At 42.2% G+C, this 19677-nt stretch carries 18 protein-coding genes and 1 pseudogene; 15 read left to right on the forward strand and 4 right to left on the reverse strand.

Going from position 1 to position 19677, the window contains the following annotated elements; all coding sequences use genetic code 11:
• The first annotated feature begins 200 nt into the window (after positions 1-200).
• From NFR56_RS01050 to NFR56_RS01070, 5 genes are read left to right on the forward strand one after another with little or no spacing between them, the layout of a single operon-like run.
• Positions 201-650 (forward strand): MarR family winged helix-turn-helix transcriptional regulator, encoded by a 450-nt coding sequence (locus NFR56_RS01050; protein ID WP_003018359.1) that lies wholly within the window; start codon positions 201-203, stop codon positions 648-650.
• Positions 651-668: 18 nt separating this feature from the next.
• Entirely contained in the window at positions 669-1523 is an 855-nt protein-coding gene (locus NFR56_RS01055; RefSeq protein WP_023919563.1) for an SDR family oxidoreductase, read from the forward strand.
• Positions 1516-2244 (forward strand): ATP-binding cassette domain-containing protein, encoded by a 729-nt coding sequence (locus NFR56_RS01060; RefSeq protein ID WP_023919561.1) that lies wholly within the window; start codon positions 1516-1518, stop codon positions 2242-2244. Before NFR56_RS01055 ends, NFR56_RS01060 begins: the two co-directional genes overlap by 8 nt.
• Complete coding sequence (locus tag NFR56_RS01065; RefSeq protein WP_049489366.1) at positions 2237-3757, forward strand: ABC transporter permease/substrate-binding protein; 1521 nt, start codon at positions 2237-2239, stop codon at positions 3755-3757. The genes NFR56_RS01060 and NFR56_RS01065 overlap by 8 nt, the downstream gene beginning before the upstream one ends.
• Complete coding sequence (locus tag NFR56_RS01070; protein WP_003009934.1) at positions 3754-4377, forward strand: endonuclease III domain-containing protein; 624 nt, start codon at positions 3754-3756, stop codon at positions 4375-4377. Before NFR56_RS01065 ends, NFR56_RS01070 begins: the two co-directional genes overlap by 4 nt.
• A 76-nt stretch (positions 4378-4453) precedes the next feature.
• Here the strand turns inward: NFR56_RS01070 and NFR56_RS01075 are convergent.
• The 3 genes and pseudogenes from NFR56_RS01075 to NFR56_RS01085 form a co-directional block, all read right to left on the reverse strand.
• Positions 4454-4684: pseudogene (locus NFR56_RS01075) on the reverse strand (IS3 family transposase); the annotation flags it as partial.
• A gap of 231 nt (positions 4685-4915) precedes the next feature.
• A complete protein-coding gene (locus tag NFR56_RS01080) occupies positions 4916-7579 on the reverse strand; it encodes an ABC transporter permease (protein ID WP_021154352.1) in 2664 nt (887 codons plus the stop codon).
• A 12-nt stretch (positions 7580-7591) separates the two neighbouring features.
• Positions 7592-8293 carry an ABC transporter ATP-binding protein gene (locus NFR56_RS01085; RefSeq protein ID WP_023919558.1) on the reverse strand — a complete coding sequence of 234 codons (702 nt, stop codon included), beginning with the start codon at positions 8291-8293 and terminating at the stop codon, positions 7592-7594.
• A 229-nt stretch (positions 8294-8522) separates the two neighbouring features.
• Between NFR56_RS01085 and NFR56_RS01090 the strand changes: the two genes are divergently transcribed.
• The 4 genes from NFR56_RS01090 to glmS all read left to right on the forward strand — a co-directional run bounded on the left by NFR56_RS01090 (position 8523) and on the right by glmS (position 13646).
• The gene (locus NFR56_RS01090; protein ID WP_003009944.1) at positions 8523-9071 is read left to right on the forward strand and encodes a TetR/AcrR family transcriptional regulator; all 549 of its coding nucleotides are present in this window, start codon (positions 8523-8525) and stop codon (positions 9069-9071) included.
• A gap of 177 nt (positions 9072-9248) precedes the next feature.
• On the forward strand, positions 9249-9944 hold the full coding sequence (locus NFR56_RS01095; RefSeq protein WP_023919554.1) for a gamma-glutamyl-gamma-aminobutyrate hydrolase family protein: 696 nt from the start codon (positions 9249-9251) through the stop codon (positions 9942-9944).
• A gap of 134 nt (positions 9945-10078) precedes the next feature.
• Positions 10079-11464, forward strand: a complete 1386-nt coding sequence (locus NFR56_RS01100) for a 6-phospho-beta-glucosidase GmuD (RefSeq protein WP_251457125.1) — start codon at positions 10079-10081, stop codon at positions 11462-11464.
• 373 nt (positions 11465-11837) lie between these two features.
• The gene (glmS, locus tag NFR56_RS01105) at positions 11838-13646 is read left to right on the forward strand and encodes a glutamine--fructose-6-phosphate transaminase (isomerizing) (RefSeq protein ID WP_049482357.1); all 1809 of its coding nucleotides are present in this window, start codon (positions 11838-11840) and stop codon (positions 13644-13646) included.
• A 62-nt stretch (positions 13647-13708) separates the two neighbouring features.
• On the opposite strand, the gene NFR56_RS01110 is transcribed toward glmS, so the two are convergent.
• The gene (locus NFR56_RS01110) at positions 13709-14566 is read right to left on the reverse strand and encodes a 5'-nucleotidase, lipoprotein e(P4) family (protein ID WP_003004374.1); all 858 of its coding nucleotides are present in this window, start codon (positions 14564-14566) and stop codon (positions 13709-13711) included.
• A gap of 435 nt (positions 14567-15001) precedes the next feature.
• Here NFR56_RS01110 and NFR56_RS01115 point away from each other — a divergent pair, with 435 nt between their 5' ends.
• The 6 genes from NFR56_RS01115 to NFR56_RS01140 all read left to right on the forward strand — a co-directional run bounded on the left by NFR56_RS01115 (position 15002) and on the right by NFR56_RS01140 (position 19677).
• Positions 15002-16003: a uroporphyrinogen decarboxylase family protein gene (locus NFR56_RS01115; RefSeq protein WP_134974669.1), complete on the forward strand. Its 1002-nt coding sequence runs from the start codon at positions 15002-15004 to the stop codon at positions 16001-16003.
• 17 nt (positions 16004-16020) lie between these two features.
• Positions 16021-16221, forward strand: a complete 201-nt coding sequence (locus NFR56_RS01120; protein WP_003009954.1) for a hypothetical protein — start codon at positions 16021-16023, stop codon at positions 16219-16221.
• A gap of 99 nt (positions 16222-16320) precedes the next feature.
• Positions 16321-17322 carry a uroporphyrinogen decarboxylase family protein gene (locus NFR56_RS01125; RefSeq protein ID WP_134974670.1) on the forward strand — a complete coding sequence of 334 codons (1002 nt, stop codon included), beginning with the start codon at positions 16321-16323 and terminating at the stop codon, positions 17320-17322.
• Positions 17323-17349: 27 nt separating this feature from the next.
• Positions 17350-18228, forward strand: coding sequence for a transporter substrate-binding domain-containing protein (locus NFR56_RS01130; protein WP_003004175.1), 879 nt, complete (start codon positions 17350-17352; stop codon positions 18226-18228).
• A 66-nt stretch (positions 18229-18294) separates the two neighbouring features.
• Positions 18295-18987 (forward strand): amino acid ABC transporter permease, encoded by a 693-nt coding sequence (locus NFR56_RS01135; RefSeq protein ID WP_003004525.1) that lies wholly within the window; start codon positions 18295-18297, stop codon positions 18985-18987.
• A gap of 3 nt (positions 18988-18990) precedes the next feature.
• On the forward strand, positions 18991-19677 hold the full coding sequence (locus NFR56_RS01140; RefSeq protein ID WP_134974671.1) for an amino acid ABC transporter permease: 687 nt from the start codon (positions 18991-18993) through the stop codon (positions 19675-19677).

The raw sequence follows: 19677 nt of genomic DNA on the forward strand, positions 1-19677 counted from the left end.
TACACATGCTAGAAAGAGGGCTATCTTGCTAAAAGAAATTAGTAGAAAGAAGAAGAAAAAACTAGTTTGAAGGGCTAGAAAGGCTTTTTTAAGGTGAATTTGGATAAAATTATTGGTTCCATATCGAAATAGTTGACAGATGTAACAAGCAGTGGTACAATGATTTTGATATTTCGATATAGAAATAAAAAGGAGACAAAATGGACAAGATGCAAGGGGGATACCAAGCTTTACAGATACGCTTATTGAACGGGCGACTTTTTCAAAAACTCTTGAGCAAGGAACCAGATGCTCAATACCGAAGTGAACAGGGGAAAATTTTAACGATTTTGTGGAAGCAAGAGTTGGGGTGCGCTACTGCGACAGATATCGCTCTTGCGACGGGTCTAGCCAATAATACATTGACCAGTATGGTTAAGAAATTGGAAGAACAAGGCTTGGTTACGATTCAACCTTGCACACAGGATAAAAGGAAAAAATATATTTCTTTGACAGACCTCGGTTGGGCGCAAAAAGAAATCGGTGACCGCGTTAGTAAAGAGTTGGGTGAGATTTTCTACCAAGGATTTTCGGATCAAGAAATTCAAGAATTTGAAGCCTATCAAGAGCGGATTATCACAAATCTAAAAGCTAAAGAAAATGACATCTAGGGAAAGGAGGCAACAGTTATGATTGGAATTACAGGTGTAACAGGGAAATTAGGTTCCTATGTGTCTGATCTTGTCGATAAAAAAGGAATTGCTTCTATCCATCTGGCAAGAAGTCCAGAGCGGGCAACAGTCTACGCGTCAGCGGAAATTCGTAAGATGGTGTATGCCAATACTCCAGAGGTGGTTGAGGCCTTAAAGGGTATCGATGTCTTATTGATGGTCTCTGCTCGGGAAAATCCAGAGCGTGTTGAGGAACACACGAGTTTTTTAAATGCCGCAAAGCTAGCGGGGGTGCAGCATATCGTCTATACCTCCTTTTACGGAGCAGATGAAAAAGCAACCTTTACCTTGTCTCGAGATCATGCCCAGACGGAAGCCTATATCAAGGAGTTAGGATTCACCTATACATTTTTGAGAGATAATTTTTACTTGGACTTCTTGATAGATATTGCTCTTGAAAATGGAGAGATTCGTGGTCCAGCAGGAAGTGGGAAGGTTTCAGCAGTTGCCCGTAAGGACACATCTAGTGTTGCAGCAGAGATTCTTTTACATGCTAAGAAATGGGAAAATCAAACCTTGAATCTAACAGGACCAGAGGAACTTTCCATGGAAGAGATCGTAGCGCTTCTCTCAAAAGAGACCGGTAAGACCATCGCGTATGTGGATGAATCAGTAGAAGAAGCCTATGAGTCACGGAAAAAATGGCCAGCACAAACTTGGGAGTATGATGCCTGGGTCAGTACCTATACAGCGATTAAAGCTGGAGAACAAGCTGGAGTTTCAGCAGATGTCGAAAAAGTCCTAGGGCATCCAGCAAGTAGCTTATTGGATATTCTTAGAGACAGAAAACTTATTGAGGAAAAATATGATTGAATACAAACATGTAGCCTTGCGCTACACGGAAAAGGACATTTTGAAAGATGTCAATCTCCGCATTGAAAATGGAGAATTCATGGTGCTAGTGGGTCCTTCAGGATCTGGTAAGACCACCATGATCAAGATGATTAACCGTCTTTTGGAGCCGACAGATGGCAATATCTATATGGATGGGAAACGTATCAAGGACTATGATGAACGGGAGTTACGTCTCAGTACCGGCTATGTCCTTCAAGCCATTGCCTTATTTCCTAACTTGACCGTTGCTGAAAATATAGCATTGATTCCTGAGATGAAGGGCTGGACTAAAGAACAAATCACTTCTAAGACAGAAGAACTCTTGGATAAGGTGGGTCTCCCTGCTGCAGAGTATGCAAATCGCATGCCTAGTGAATTATCTGGTGGGGAGCAACAGCGGATTGGCATTGTGCGCGCTATCATTGGAGAACCAAAAATTCTATTGATGGACGAACCTTTTTCAGCCTTGGATGCCATCTCTCGCAAGCAGTTGCAGGCTCTTACAAAAGATTTACATAAAGAATTCGGCATGACGACCATCTTCGTAACCCATGATACGGATGAGGCCTTAAAATTAGGGGATCGCATTGCGGTGCTACAGGAAGGAGAAATTCGTCAGGTGGCAGACCCTGAAACAATTTTACAAGCGCCTGCGACAGACTTTGTCGCAGATTTGTTTGGAGGTGCTCACCATGTCTAAACTACTTACAACTTTTCAAGAACGTTTTGGGGACTGGCTTACAGCCCTTGGACAACACTTACAATTGTCTCTCTTGACCTTATTGGTCGCTATTTTTCTGACGATTCCGCTGGCAGTTTATCTAAATAGCCATAAAAAAGCAGCGAACTGGGTGTTACAAGTTGCGGGTATCTTCCAGACCATTCCCTCAATGGCTTTGTTGGGTCTCTTTATTCCTTTCATGGGGATTGGAACCTTACCGGCCCTTACAGCTCTAGTCATTTATGCTATTTTCCCGATTTTGGAAAATACAATCACAGCCTTGAACGGCATTGATCCTAGTCTTGAGGAGGCAGGGATTGCTTTTGGAATGACCAAGTGGGAGCGACTCAAGAAGTTTGAAATTCCACTGGCCATGCCTGTCATTGTATCGGGGGTTCGTACAGCAACCGTTATGATCATTGGGACAGCGACTTTAGCCGCTCTTGTTGGAGCTGGAGGATTGGGTTCCTTTATCCTTTTGGGGATTGACCGTCGGAATGCCAGTCTCATTTTAATCGGCGCAATCTCATCAGCCATTTTGGCCATTCTTTTCAATATCATTCTCAAATGGTTGGAAAAGGCAAAGTTGCGTACGATTGTTGCAGCCTTTGCGGTGATGCTCCTTGGTTTGGGGGCGAGTTATGCTCCAAGCATGATTCCTCAGAAAGAAAAAGAAAATCTAGTCATAGCTGGGAAATTGGGGCCTGAACCTGAAATTCTCATGAATATGTACAAACTTCTCATTGAGGGAAATAGTGACATGACAGTGACGGTTAAGCCTAACTTTGGGAAGACAGATTTCCTTTATCAAGCGCTTAAAAAGGGTGATATCGATATCTATCCAGAATTTACAGGGACCATTACAAGTTCTCTTTTGCAACCAGCTCCTAAAGTCAGCAACGACTCCAAAGAAGTTTTCGAGGTTGCGCGTGATGGTATAAGGAAACAAGATCATCTAGCCTTGCTCAAACCCATGGCTTATCAAAACACCTATGCGATTGCTGTTCCGAAAAGTATTGCGAAAGAGTATAATCTGAAGACGATTTCTGATCTCAAGAAAGTTCAGGACAAGCTCAAAGCTGGTTTCACGTTGGAATTTAACGACCGTGAGGACGGAAACAAAGGACTTCAATCAGTTTATGGACTAAATCTTAATGTGGCTACCATGGAGCCGGCACTTCGCTATGAGGCAATCCAACAAGGCAATATTCAAATAACAGATGCCTATTCAACAGACCCAGAAATTGCTCAATATAATTTAGTTGTTCTAGAGGATGACCAACACCTCTTCCCACCTTACCAAGGAGCACCCCTCATGAAAGAAGCTCTTCTTAAGAAACATCCAGAATTGGAAGGCATTCTGAACAAGTTGGCTGGCAAAATCACAGAGAGCCAAATGAGTCAGATGAACTACCAAGTGGGAGTAGAAGGAAAACCTGTTGCTAAAGTCGCACGTGAGTTTTTGGTAAAACAAGGACTATTGAAGAAATGATTAAGCAAGAAGAAATACAAGAAACTCTTTTGCGACTCTGCAAGCACTATGGAGAACAAAATTGGTGGCAATCGGATAACAAGATTGAAGATTTGGTATCGACCATTCTGATCCAGCGAACAACAGAGAAGAATGCTAAGTTGGCTTTAGCTGGTCTAATGGATGTCATGACAGTAGAGGGTATCCTGGCTTTACCGCTAGAAGAGTTACAGGAACGTATTCGACCTGCCGGATTTTTCAAGCAAAAGTCACAAACGATTAGGGGACTTCTGACCTGGTTAAGAGAAGTTGGTGGTTTTGAGTTTCTTGCCAGAATTGGAACAGAAGATTTACGGAAGCTACTGTTGGAGTTAAAAGGGATTGGACCAGAGACTGCAGATGCACTTTTACTTTATCTTTTTGATCGTCCCGTTTTTATTTCGGATGAATATGCGAGAAGACTTTTTCGACGCTTAGGATTTGGAAACTTTGATACCTATAATGACATGCATGCTGTTTACGGTAACGTCTTGGAAGGCCTCACTCTCAAACAATGCCAAGAGATTCATGCTGTCATTGATGAACATGGGAAAGCTTTTGGCAAAAGTAAAGGCCAGTTAGACGAAAGTTGGTTACGATAAAAAGAGCCTAGGACAGTAGTCCTTTGACTCCACAAAAGAAACTGATTTTGTACTAACCTAAAGTTAGACAATTTATTTAAGCAAAGGATTTAGTTCTGTATTGCACAGGACTAAGTCCTTTTAGTTTTATCTTAATGCGTTTGTTGTTGTAATAATTAATACAGTCTACACTAGCTTGTTCCAATTGCTCAAGTGACTGAAACGTTTTCTCATGACCATAAAACATCTCAGACTTCAGAATGCCAAAGAAGGATTCCATCATGCCGTTATCTGGACTATTGTATTTACATGACATAGATGACTGGAGTATAAGAGTCATCCAAAAGTATGTGCCTCCTTGTTAAATATCAAAAGATTGGTGAAATGAATAGCGAATATCCCTTTTTATTTTACTTAAAATCAGATTTTTGGATGGAAATACCAGATGATAAAGTAAATCATTTAAAAAATAAAAAAGACAAACGCCCAAAATGACGTTTGTCTAGAATAAGGAAGTTATCCTTGTACTTTAGCTCTACTTATTAGCTTAGATCGTATGTTACTCAACAGATTTTAGGGCTTCGAGCATATTGACTTTCTTAAGGTGTTGGTTCACAAAGATACCGAGACCTGTCAGAATGATAATGACAACAAGTGTTGGAATGGCATAGATGAGCCAGCTCAGACCTGGATTGAACATAATATTTTCAGGAGGGATAACCTCTACCATGTATTGATGCAATCCCCAACCAAGTCCGAATCCAACCAAGATACCAATGATAGAGAGATAAATGGTTTCTCGATAGATGTAGAGTGTCACTTCTCTATTAAAGAAGCCTAGAACCTTAATGGTTGATAACTCACGGATACGTTCTGCAACATTGATATTTGTCAAATTAAAGAGAACAACTAAAGCAAGAAGAACAGAAATCCCAATCAATACTGCCATAACACGGCTAAGGGAGTTGACGATGGTCTTGATTTGTGCCTTTAGAGTAGTATTTTGAACAACCCCTTTGACACCATCAAGCTCCATAAATTGACTGGCTGTTTGCTCAACGTTTTTGTCTGAGTGATTCTTCAGTGTCAGAATAGTAGCATTTTGGCTCGCCTCTTTACCAAAAGCATTTCTGTAAGTAGTTTCATTCATAAAGATGAAGTGACCCATATACATTTCAGAAATACCAGCAACTTTGAGTTTGATATCCTTGTCTTGGCTATTTTGAACGGTTAACTCATCCCCTACAGAAACGCCAGCTAAGTCTGCCAATTTCTCAGAAATAATAATCCCTTTGTCGGTCAAATCGAGTTTTTGACCAGTTTCACGATTATTGAGCTTGATGTAATGTTGTAGAGTTTCTTGATCCTTGTCTTTGACCACAAGGGTTGTGATATCTTGACGATCGTTATTATTTCCTGCCACTTTTGAAAGCATTTCGTAATGAATAGAAAGATGTTCCTTGACCTTGCTATCGTTAATTAATTTTTGGATGTTTTCCTTTTCCTGCCCATCCAGATGATCCTTGTTTGCGACAATCATATCATAGCGAATGATGTTAGGGAATTGGCGTGTGTTAAGGTCTCCAATAGAAGAACGAATACCGAGTCCAGCAAAGAGAAGTGCGATGGAACCGCAGACACCAAAAATAGTCATGAACATCCGTTGCTTGTATCGGAAAATATTACGGGCAGTGACTTTTTGTGTAAAGTTCATCCGGTTCCAAAGTGGGGTGATGCGCTCCAAAAGAATCTTAGAACCAGATGTTGGAGGTTTTGGAAGAAGAAGTTGGGCTGGCTTTTCTCCTAATTCGCGCTTGGCTACCATGAAAGCGGGAAGAACTGTGGACAAAAGACCAAGCACAATAGCTAGAAGAGTCTTAAATGGATAAAAGTGTAACTCAATTGGTGCGAGGAGGATTCGCTCTTTATAACTATTGTATATGATAGTTGGAAGGAGAATATGTCCAGCAGCAACCCCAATAGCAGTACCAATCATGCTCGTCACGAATCCATAAATAATAAATTTACGGATGATGTCCTTGTTTTGGTAACCGAGAGCTTTGAATGTCCCTGCCTTAATCCGTTCTTCTTCGACGAAGCGTCCCATTGTTACAAAGGTAACCAAGGCAGCAATAAAGTAGAGGATAACAGGGAAGATATTACTGAGGTTCTGAAAAACAGAAGCGTTGGTCTCATATGAAACGTACCCTTCTGACCAAGGAGCTTCACGACGTGTGTAGACATCGTAGCTTGGTTCAGCAATGCTATCGATTTTTTCTTGAGCTTCCTTTATTTGCTCCTTCTTGTCAGCGATTTCATCTTGTGCCTGAGTCAATTGTCCCTGGACAAGAGGATTCTTATCCTGACCGCTGGCTTTCGCTTGTTCAAGTTTCTTGTTAAGCTCCGTTTCTGCTTTCTGAAGTTGTCTTGTTTGTTGGTCAATCTTAGCCTGTGGATCAGCTTTTAATTCTTTCAAACGGTTAGCAGGCTGATTTTTTACTAATTTTTCAAGCTCATCCTCGTGTTTGGAAACCTTGTCAGTGTAATCCTGGGTATAGGGGTTAGCTCCACGGACGTCTTTGTAAGCTAAGCGTGCAATCATGTAGACGTCGGAATCAAAACTAGATTCAGGAACAACCGCATACCCTTTGAGTTCCCCACTACCAGCTGTCGATGAACCTAGGTCAACACTTGATAAGATTTCAGAAGACTGAACAAAGCCAGTGATGGTAAAACTGTGTTCTTTTAAGACATCCTTACCATTGTCACCCTCTTTTTCAGAAAACTCAATTTTGTCACCGATCTTATAGTTATCTTGATAGACTGAAGAAAGAGCAATTTCACCTTGCTTACTTGGAAGTTTTCCTTTTACAACCTCATAAGTTGAGATATCTTTTGGTTTTGAAAATAGTCGAAAGGAATCAGTGGAACCTTTCAGTACTACATCTTTAAAGTAACCATACTCAATGTTTGCCTCTGATGAGACTTGATTTAGGAGGTCTTGATCTGACTGGTTCAGTCCATAGCTACCAGTAACTGTGAGGTCAGCTGTTTGGTGTTTAGTAAAATAGCTTGTTCCCGTGTGTTGCATATCAGGTGTCGTCACCTTTAGACCCACAAGAGCGAAAGAACCTAAGGCCATGAGTGAAGCAATAGAAACCACCCGTCCTTTAGAACTAGAGAAAGACTTTCTCACGTCCTTCCAATAAGTTTTACGATTCATGAGACATCCTTTCTAGTACTCGAGGCTATCAATATCTTGTGGATGGGCATTGAGTTCAATACTTTGAACACGCGCATCATGCATACGAATCACACGATCAGCAATAGGTGCAAGCGCCCCGTTGTGAGTGACGATGATAACGGTAGCTCCTTCATTGCGAGCCTTGTCTTGGAGAATCTTCAAGACCTGTTTTCCAGTATTGTAATCCAGGGCTCCTGTAGGTTCGTCACAGAGGAGAATTTTCGGATTTTTTGCGACGGCGCGAGCGATAGCTACCCGTTGTTGCTCACCACCAGACAATTGTGCAGGGAAGTTGTTGATGCGTTTTCCTAGACCAACATCAATCAAAGTTTGTTCCGCATCTTTAGCATCCGCGACAATTTCAGAAGCCAACTCTACATTTTCTTTGGCCGTTAAGTTTGAGACCAAGTTATAGAATTGAAAGACGAATCCGACATCGTCTCTACGATAGGCTGTTAATTGTTTCGCATTATAATTGGAGATGTCTTTCCCATCGATGACGACCTTTCCTTCATCATTGGTATCCATACCAACAAGAATATTGAGAACAGTTGATTTTCCTGCCCCAGAAGAACCGAGTATAATCACTAACTCCCCTTTTTCAATTTCGAAAGTGATATCATTGTTTGCGATGATTTCCACATCACCTGTTTTATACCGTTTGTAACTATGTTTCATTTCAATATACGCCATGTGTATTTGTCTCCTTTAAAAATTATCAGCTGCTAAAACAACAACCTGTTGAATAATTACGAAGGTTATTTTATGATTTTTTAAATACGATTGCTACAACAGAAAACAACAATGTGTTGAAATAACGAAGAAAATATGATAATCATAACTGAAAATATCAGATGATAGTTGACATTTTCAAAATTCGAGATATACTTTAATCAACAATATGTAGAAATAAGGGGTTCGTATGCAACAGAGACAAACGACAACTAAGTCAGATATTAAAGAAGCCTTCATTCAGCTTTTGGCTACAAAAAGTTTAGAGGATATAACGATTAGTCAGTTAACTAAAAAAGCGGGTGTCAACCGCTCGACATTTTATCTGCACTACCTAGATAAACAGGATTTTTTAGAGCAATTAAAAGAAGAAACCATAACGACGGTTCGTATGATTTTGAGGAAAGAAACCTTTTATCCCAAAGAAGCCTTAGAAGCCATCTTGTCTTATTTCCAAGAGAACAGTGCTTTTTTTGCTGAAATTGCAAAAAATCCAAGCTTTCGTTTTGCAGACAACATTCGTTATTTTATCTTGGGGATGATTGAGTCTACGCCACGTTCTCGACCAGTCATTGTGGCAGCTTATCAAATGCCAGAGCGCTATGCTATTACCATGTATGTTTCTGGTTTGACAGGACTTATTGTCGACTGGATTATCAATGGGACTCAGGAAAACCCCCAACAATTGACCAAGATTATACTGGATTCCCCAGGGATGGAGTGGTTTAAAGAAAAGTAACTACTTAAGAATCCTCAGGGGCTTTGAAACAGAATTGCCTCTTATTGACAGAAGTTAGATGGCTGAGTCCTTTCATTCTAATTGTTGACTGTCTCTTCAAAAAAATCTCCATTGAGTCTGGCTTGAAATTGTGTTACAATAAGCCTTGAAGATGAATGAAAGAATATGGAAATAAGCATGAAAATAAGACCAGTGATTGGAATTACAGGAAATGAAAGACCCTTCCCAGATGATCCAGACGCGAACATGAGCTATGCGGCGACTGGTTTTGTCGAAGCGGTCAAAGAGGCAGGAGGGATTCCCTTGATCTTGCCGATTGGAGATGCGGCCTTGGCCAAAGACTACATATCGATGATTGATAAGCTCATCATCACCGGTGGACAAAATGTCTTGCCCAAGTTTTACGGAGAAGAAATCACCATCGACAGTGATGACTACCTCTTAAAACGCGATCTCTTTGAGTTGGCCTTGATTGAAGAAGCGCGTGCGGCTAAAAAAGCTATCTTTACCGTCTGCCGTGGGACCCAGCTCTATAATGTCGCTCTAGGGGGAACTCTGCATCAAGACATTGAACACCACTGGCAGGACAATCCAGGTCAGTACACCAGCCAAGAGTTGGTGACCAAGGATCAGACGGTCCTGCAAGAGATTTATGGTAAGACCAGTCGCATCAATTCTTTCCATCATCAAAGTATTAAAGACTTGGCAGATGGCCTAGAAGTGATCGCGCGGGATCCTAAAGATGACATCATAGAAGCTGTTCAATCCACAGATGAGAGTCGTTTCCTCGGCGTTCAGTGGCATCCGGAACTGCGTTTTGACAAGAGCCCAGCAGATCGCAAGCTCTTTGAATATGTCGTGACTCAATTGTAAAGAGGACCAGCTCCCTTAGGAATTTTTCCTAAGGGGCTTTTTCTTTAATCTGCGTAAGAAAGACTGTAAATTGTGCCTAGGTTTTGGAGGTGGATTCGTTACAATAGAGCTAGTAGAATGAGGAGGATTAGGACATGTATCAATTTCCAAAGGATTTTTTATGGGGGAGTTCGACCTCGGGCCCTCAAACAGAAGGACGTATAGCCCAGGATGGAAAGGGAGACAATCTCTGGGATTACTGGTATAGGATCGAGCCCAACCGCTTTTATCAAGGGCAAGGACCAGAGAAAACATCGACTTTTTATGAACACTGGGAAGAGGATCTGGACCTCTTGTTAGAAACTGGGCACACCGCCTTTCGAACCTCTATTCAGTGGTCACGTATTTTCCCAGAAGGACGAGGGGAAATCAATCAAGCAGGTGTTGATTTCTACCGCCGTGTCTTTGAAAAGATTAAAGAAAAAGGGATTCACCTCTTGGTCAACCTCTATCATTTTGATTTACCGATGGCTCTTCAAGAGCAAGGGGATGGTTGGGAAAATAAAGAAACCGCCTATGCTTACCAGGAATATGCGCGTTTTTGTTTCAAGACCTATGGGGATCTGGTTGATCAGTGGATCACCTTTAATGAACCCATTGTGCCTGTGGAGTTTGGTTATTTTTATGATGCCCATTTTCCTCATAAGGTAGACGCGGCAGCAGCAGTAAAAGTAGCCTACCACACCCAGTTAGCAAGCTCTCTAGCGGTCAAGGCCTGTCATGAGGTGGATCCTAACTATCGTATTGGGATTGTGCTCAATTTGACACCAGCCTATCCTCGGAGCCAGCATCCAGAAGATGTGAAAGCTGCGCGCATTGCCGAGCTCTTTCAAGCCAAATCTTTTTTAGATCCATCTGTTCTTGGTCATTATCCTGAAGAATTAGTGGAGATCCTGCGGGAGCGTGATCTCTTGCCGGATTATGACCCCTTTGAATTGCGCTTGATCGAGGAAAATACAGTGGATTACCTAGGGGTTAACTATTATCAACCACTCCGTGTAGCAGCTCCTCGTTATGCTCCAAATCCAGCATCTCCCCTACTCTTTGAGCAATTTTATGAACCTTACGTTATGCCAGGGCGCAAGATCAATCCCCACCGAGGTTGGGAAATCTATGAGCAAGGTTTGTATGACATTGCCCAAAATATCAAGGAAAACTATGGCAATATCGAGTGGATCCTGACAGAAAATGGAATGGGGGTTGAAGGAGAGGAAAAATTCCGCAAGGATGGTGTGATCCAAGACGACTACCGGATTGACTTTGTCAAAGACCATCTTCGTGAGCTCCACCGGGCTATTCAAGATGGTGCCAACTGTAAAGGCTATTTGATCTGGACCTTTATTGACTGCTGGTCATGGCTCAATGGCTACAAGAACCGCTATGGCTTAGTTGAGTTGGACCTCGAAAGTCAAAAACGAACCCTCAAAAAATCTGGCCATTGGTTTAAAGAGCTAAGCCAAGCCAATGGATTTGAAGACTAAATCAAAATCCGCAGCCTGTGTTTCGTTCAATTTGAGCCTCCTCGCATTGTCGTTTTAAAGTTTGGAGTCAAACAGTTCCCCAAACGGTTTGACTCTCAATTATTCCGAATGTCTGAAACCATTCTGTTTCAGGCATTTTTCTTACAGTGGAAATTTTCTTAGATGACTTTGTCTCTAATCTTAACCCTAACTTAACTAGACCAATTTTCTTGAATTTCCTAGTTGACAAACTGGAAGAAGCATTGTATACTGACTCCGCTGGTTGCTTTTTGGTCAAATTAGACTAGACCAATTTTAAAGTAACTGAGAAATCGACCATGGGTCGTTTGACTAAGTAAAGGGGAAAGTATAGCAAGGCTATATCGTAAAAACTATGTGCGGAATCGTTGGTGTTGTAGGAAATACAAATGCTACTGATATTTTGATTCAAGGACTTGAAAAACTCGAATACCGAGGCTATGACTCTGCGGGTGTTTTCCTGGCTAGTGAAGGCAAGAGCCAATTGGTAAAGGCAGTTGGCCGCATTGCAGAATTGTCAACTAAGGCAGAAGGTGTTGAAGGGACAGCTGGGATCGGACATACCCGCTGGGCCACTCACGGAAAACCAACTGAGGACAATGCCCACCCACACCGCTCTGAAACAGGTCGCTTTGTTTTGGTCCACAATGGGGTCATTGAAAACTACCTTGAAATCAAGGAAGAATACCTAGCAGGTCACCATTTCAAGGGGCAAACAGATACAGAAATCGCCGCCCACTTGATCGGAAAATTTGCTGAAGAAGATGGCTTGTCTACGCTCGAAGCCTTCAAAAAAGCCCTCCACATCATCCGTGGGGCCTATGCTTTTGCTTTGATGGATGCGGAAGATCCAAGCACCATCTATGTGGCAAAAAATAAATCACCACTCTTGATCGGTCTTGGCGATGGTTACAATATGGTCTGCTCTGATGCCATGGCCATGATTCGTGAAACCAATCAATACATGGAAATCCATGACCAAGAGTTGGTCATTGTCAAGGCTGACAGCGTTGAAGTGCAAGACTATGATGGCAACGTCAAAGAACGGGCTAGCTACACGGCTGAACTCGACCTTTCTGATATTGGAAAAGGGACTTACCCATACTACATGCTCAAAGAAATCGATGAGCAACCAACTGTCATGCGTAAGCTGATCCAAGCCTATACAGATGAATCTGGTCAAGTAGTGGTAGATCCAGCTATTATCAAGGCTGTTCAAGAAGCAGACCGCATCTATATCCTTGCGGCTGGTACCTCTTACCATGCTGGATTTGCGTCTAAAAAAATGTTGGAAGAGTTGACAGATACTCCAGTAGAACTCGGTATTTCATCTGAGTGGGGGTATGGTATGCCACTTCTCAGCAAGAAACCACTCTTCATCTTTATCAGCCAATCTGGTGAAACGGCCGATAGCCGCCAAGTATTGGTCAAAGCAAATGAAATGGGAATTCCAAGCTTGACAGTGACCAATGTTCCAGGTTCAACTCTTTCACGTGAAGCAGACATGACCATGTTGCTCCATGCTGGTCCTGAAATTGCGGTAGCTTCTACTAAGGCTTATACGGCTCAAATCGCAGCCCTTGCCTTTCTTGCGAAAGCTGTTGGGGAAGCCAATGGCAATGAGAAGGCCAAAGCCTTTGATTTGGTGCACGAATTGTCTATCGTTGCCCAATCGATCGAATCAACCCTTTCAGAAAAAGAAGTGATCGACGAAAAAGTCCGTGGCTTGTTGGAAACAACCCGCAATGCTTTCTATATCGGACGTGGCCAAGATTACTATGTTGCTATGGAAGCCAGTCTGAAACTAAAAGAAATTTCTTACATCCAATGTGAAGGCTTCGCTGCGGGTGAGTTGAAACACGGTACCATCGCTCTGATCGAAGAGGGTACACCGGTCATCGCCCTCTTGTCAGATCCAGTCCTAGCCAGCCACACACGTGGGAACATCCAAGAAGTGGCAGCACGTGGGGCCCATGTTTTAACCATTGCAGAAGAAAATGTCGCTAAAGAGACAGATGATTTGGTCTTGACAGCGGTTCACCCTTACCTCTCTCCAATCTCAATGGTGGTGCCAACCCAATTGATTGCCTACTTTGCAACCCTTCATCGTGGACTCGATGTTGATAAACCACGGAACCTTGCTAAGTCTGTAACAGTTGAATAAATTTGTCTATTCTATATAGAAAAAACATCCTCGTTAGGTTTTTCCTAGCGAGGATGTTTGCTTTATTTATCAAAACCTTGCAAGGCTTTGAGGCGTTCTTCGGTTTGTCCCTTGGCATCTAGTTTTTTACCTTGGTAAACAGCAGATTCCCATGATCCATACATTGGATTTGGGAAGATGATGAATTTTTCACCAAATTCTTTTTGCAATTCGTCCAATTTTTTGTCACGATCAGCTTCAGAGGTCTTAGAGAAGTCTGCAAAGTCGACCAGGTTGTCCCCGAATAGCAAGACAAGATTGGTCTTTTCTTGTACAGCTTGGCGACGGCCTTCTTTTGATTTGACGCCATCTTCTAAGAACATGAGGTGGTCACGTCCTTGAACAGGAATGCCTTCTTTTTCAAGGTTTTTGATGGTATCATCTACTTGAGAGGTTGTACGGTCAGAAATGTAGTAGATTTGAACCCCGTTTTGATCCGCGTATTGAAGGAAATCTTTGGCACCTGGCACCGCTTTTGCGGCTGCTTTTTTCACCCAAACATCCCAATCTTTAGGATTGAAGGCCGTACCATCTTTGACGTTTTGAACTTGGTAAGGGCTGTTGTCTAAAACAGTTTCATCCAAATCCAAGACGATGGAATAAGGCTTATCAGAAGGAGTTTGGAGGATCTCTTTCAAACGGTCAGTAGCCACATTGTAGCCTTGTAAATACAAAGCCTTGGTTTCTGCTGCCTTTTGGTACCAAAGGACAGACATGGTATTTTCTTGTGAGCGCTGCTGGTCATAGGTCATCGTCACCTGATTTTTAGTGCTGCTCGCTTTTGTCTCTTGCGTTTTAGTGGTATTGCTTCCACAACTCGTCAGTAAAATGACAGAAGCAAGAGCAGAAACGATGGTAAAGGTGGTTTTTGTTGTTTTCATAAACCGTACACTCCTTAAAATTATTCTATAAAAATTATACTCCTTTCAATCTTGCCTGACAAGAAAGAGGAGAAGGTGTCTAGGAATCGGTGAAAAGAACAAAGGAGGAAAAATGCTGTTATGAAAGGTTTCTTTGCTTTAACATACGCCATTTTTTCCTTTAAAAGAAGGGGTATAGTTTTTTGCTATAACCGGATCAAGAAAAGATCAAAGCGGTCCTTTTCTTCTAAAATGAAAGAATAAAGAAAGATACCCGCAAGTCCCTATTTTCAAGGACTTGCGTTTTTTTGATACCTTTTTTAATAAAGAAATTTTAAGGCCTTGATAGGGAAAATATATTAGTCAGCTACTTTTCGAGGTGATATCATGGTTACAAATTCCAGAAGGAAAGCAGTTAGCCTTTCTATTGGAGAAATATTGAGGAGGATGCACAGTATGAGTAAAAAAGAATTGGTTCTTCGTGCCATTCGAGGCGAAACAGTAGAGCGAATCCCTGTAGGATTTTGGCTCCATTATGTGACCCAAGAAGAAAAAGAATTGGGTCTAGACAATCCGGCTGTAGTAGCAAAAAGTATTAAGGGACACCAACACTATGTTGAAGAAATTTCACCTGATTTTGTCAAGATCATGAGCGATGGCTTCTTCCGCTATCCGAGTGCTCTTTATTCGAGAGAGATCAAATCGATCCGAGAATTGAAGGATATTCAACCGATTGGAGAGCATCATCCTTGGATTGAAAAACAAATCGAAGTGGTCAAGGAGATTCGTTCCCATTTCCATGAAGAGATTGCTTCTTTCTACAATATCTTCTCGCCCATTTCTTATTTGAAACGCTGGTTCCGTACGGACCAATCCCGTGGAGACCAAGTGATTGCAGACTTTATCAAGGAAGATCCAGAAACTTTAGCTCATGTCCTTGACGTGATTGCAGGAGACATCGCTACTTTAAGTCGCCGCTTGATCCAAGAAGCAGGTATTGAAGGGATTTACTTCTCAACCCAGCAGGTCCAAGATGAGCGTGTGACAGATGAAGAATACCGCAAGATCATTGAACCGAGCAATATCGCTGTCCTAGCAGCAGCCAATGAAGCTGGAGGCATCAATATCCTTCATATCTGTGGTTTTGAAGGGGCCAGCAATGAAGTGGAACTCTTCAAGGATTATCCAGCTCAAGTCATTAACTGGGCGACCCATCATGAAGGCCTTAGCCTATCCGCAGGTCGCAAACTTTTCGGCGATCGTGCCGTTTTGGGTGGCTTTGTCAATGGCAAAAAAGGCTTGCTCTATCAAGGGGAACGAGAAGCTATTGAGCAAGAAACGCGTCGCTTGGTGGCAGAAGCCGGAAGTCGTGGTTTGATCCTTGGAGCAGACTGTACCGTGCCAGATGATTTCCAATTGGAACGCTTAGATTGGGTACGTCAAGCAGCTGTATTGTAAGAAGAAAGGAGAGGGAGATGAAAAAGATCAATGTATGGTGTATCCTGGTAACCGTTTTGTTTTTGCTTCTAGGGCTTAGTAAAGCTGCTCTAGCAAGTAGTCAGGGGAAAGCAAAAAAAGATCCAGATATGGCAAGACTGGAGAAAATTCCAGCCCATAGTCTCTCCCTCCTTCGCCCGTCTGATCTAGCAGGAATTCTTCTTCTCGAAGATCAGTGATAAAAAAAGATGAAGAGCTTGATAAAAAATATATATTAGTCAAACAATTATCGAAGTGATAAGATAACAAACAAGAAAAGAATAGAACGAGGTAAGAACATGTCATCAAAAAGAGAATTAGTGTTAAAAGCTTTCAAAGGAGAAGCAGTCGACCGTGTGCCAGTTGGATTTTGGCATCATTTTACAACAGAAGAAGAATGGTTGAAAGGATTTTCAAATCCGGAAATTATTGAAAAAAACCTCAATGGCCATAAAAACTTCCTTCACAAGGTCAAACCAGACTTTGTCAAACTCATGAGTGATGGTTACTTTGCTTATCCAAATCCAGCCATTCACAAAGGCCTTGAAAATATCTCTGACTTAGCAGGGATTGAACCACTCGGAGCAGATCATCCATGGATCACAGAGCAAGTAGAGCTCGTTAAAAAAATCCGTGCCGGTTTTGAAGAAGACATTGTGGCTATCTACAATATCTTTGCTCCAGTGACCTACTTCAAATGGTTGGTCGGAGAAGTTTCAGGAGGAGATGACTTGATCGCCAACTTTATCGATCAAGATGCAGCAACTCTTAAAAAAGTATTGGATACAATTGGCCAAGATATTGCAAGTTTGAGCCAACGAATTATTAAAGAAGCAGGAGCAGACGGGATCTACCTCAGTGTTCAAAGTATCCAAGATGCGCGGGTTACACAAGAAGTCTATAAAACCATTATTGCACCGAGTGAACTCCATGTCTTAGAGGCAGCTAAGGAAGCCGGTGGCGTAAATATTCTTCATATCTGTGGCTACGAAGGAGCTCGCAATGATATCCATCTCTTCACAGACTACCCAGCCCAAGTCATTAACTGGGCAGTCGGACCAGAAGGCATCAGCCTAGCAGAAGGACGCGAAATCTTCGGTGGACGCACGGTTCTTGGTGGTTTTGAAAATGGTAAAAATGGTCTTCTTTACACAGGAGATAAGGCTGCGATCCAAGCAGAAACCAAACGCATCATCGCAGAAACAGGAACGACAGGATTGGTCATTGGTGCCGATTGTACGATTCCAAGTGACATTGATGAAGAACGAATCGAATGGGTTCGTGAAGCTGCAGCAGAATAAGGAAAATAGAAAAAGGGAGAACAAAGTATGAGTAAAAAAACATGGATTATCGGTGGGGTGGCAGTGCTTGCCATTGCAGGTGCAACCATTCTTGGACGGAGCTTGAACCATGCAAACGACAGTAAAGGCTCAACAGGATCGAACAAGGTGACAACCTTGAAAGTAGCCCACACTCAAAACTATGTACCGTATGATTTCGTTGATGAAAAAGGAGAATCAGATGGTTATGAAGTAGCCGTTCTCAAAGCCATTGACGAAAAATTACCAGACTACAAGTTTGAGTACACTGGAACAAGTGATGACGATCTCTTGATCGGTCTAGAATCTGGTAAATACGATATCGGAACCAAAGGAGCTTGGTATACCGAAGAACGTGCCAAGAAATTTATCATTCCAAAAGAACCAATTGGAGCAAGTATCATCGGATTTACCGTACGGAAAGAAGATGCGAATAAATACAAGAATATCGATGACTTCGCTAAAGAAAAAGGAAAATTGGTTCCAATTTCACCACAAAATGCGCAGTGGAATGTTATTAAAGAATACAATGAAAAGCATAAAGACCAACAAATCGAATTAACAGCTGCGGAATCTTTCAAAGTCGCAGATGCTTATGCTTGGGTTCTTGAAGGACGTTACGATGCCTTCTTTGACATCAAACTTTCCTTTGAAAAAGCTGTCACAGATAAAGATGGTTCTTACCACCAATATGCGGATAAACTGAGCTGGTTTGCCTACAAAGGAATTCCAACTTACCCATTGATCCATAAGGATAAGAAAAACGAAAAATTTGCGGAAGCATACAGCAAGGCCATCAAAGAATTAGAAAAAGATGGCACACTTGCTAAATTGTCGAAAAAATATTTCGGTGAAGATGTCTTCAGTTATGTAGATAAAGAGAAATAAGATGGAACTGGGTGCGCATAGCCCCAGCTTCCTTATTTCTATACGGATACAGAAAGGAAAAGAAACATGGTCTCATACGACATTTCCAAGGTCTGGTCATTTCTTCCAACCTTGGTCCAAGCTCTACCGGCGACCCTGGCTTTGATGGTGTTAACGACGGTTCTCGGTTCTGCATTTGGCTTGGTTTTGACCTGGGCACAAGTATCAGAAGATAAGGTAGGAGCAGGTCTGGCAAAAGGTTATGTCTTTACCTTGCGTTGTACCCCTCCGATTGTCTTGCTCTTTTTGGTCTTTTATGGACTGCCCCAATTTTTGAACTGGTGGTTGGGCATTGACATTGACCACTGGTCCAAGTTTGTCTTTGTCCTTGTTGCCATGTTTCTTCTCTTTGCTGCGATGATCTCTGAGGTCTTCAAGGCAGCCTATTTGGCCATTCCAAAAGGTCAGATGGAAGCGGGCTTGAGTATTGGCTTGACGCCGGCTCAAACCATTTGGCGGATTGTCCTTCCTCAAGCCTTTCGCGTGGCTCTTCCAAATATGACAACTGCCATCTTGAACCTCATGCGCGATGCCGCTTTGGCTTATACCATTGGCTTTATCGATATCATGGGAGCAGGCAACAACTTGATCAGCCGCAATCTTGGGAATTATTCCCTCGAAACATATACAGCTGTCGCAGTGATCTACTGGGGAATTGCCCTTGTGATCTCCTTCTCCGCTCAACTCCTTGAGAAACGACTCAGTGTAACAGAAAGGTAGCTTATGGATTTCAATTTTATTAGTAAAGCATTTCTAGCCACCTTGGGTGGTGTTCCAGTGACCCTTATGATCATGGTCGTATCAATTCTTTTGAGTTTCTTTCCAGCCCTCTTTTTGGCACTCGGTCAGATTTATAAGGTCAAAGGTGTTCGCAGTTTCTCAGTGATTTACTTAGCTTTTATCCGCGCGACACCTCCGATTCTCTTGATTCTCTTCTTTTATAGTCTCTTTCCCAGTCTCTTAAATAGCTTTTTTAAGAGTATTGGTAGTCACTTTAATGTCTTTGAGATCAATCCCATTTACTATGCCTTTATCATCTTTAGCTTGATGACAACGGGGAGTCTTGCTGAAATTCTACGGTCAGCCATTCTGACTGTGGATAAGGGCCAGCTAGAAGCAGCGCAAGCCATTGGTTTGACTAATCGCCAAGCCTACATCCGCATTGTTTTTCCACAAGCCTTGCGTTCAGCCCTTCCCAATTTGTGTAACTTGGTTATCAACTTGGTCAAAGGAACCTCCCTTGTCTTTGTCATGACCATCAAGGATATCACCGCCATTGCCAAGGTCGAAGCCTCTTATGGCTATCAATATTTTGAATCCTATCTAGTGATTTTTATTCTTTATATTGTCATTTGTGGGGTGATTCAATGGGGATTCAATCGCTTAGAAAAACGCCTGACACTCGCATAG

It is taken from the genome of Streptococcus caecimuris, from assembly GCF_943193075.1.
Classification (GTDB): Bacteria; Bacillota; Bacilli; order Lactobacillales; family Streptococcaceae; genus Streptococcus; species Streptococcus caecimuris.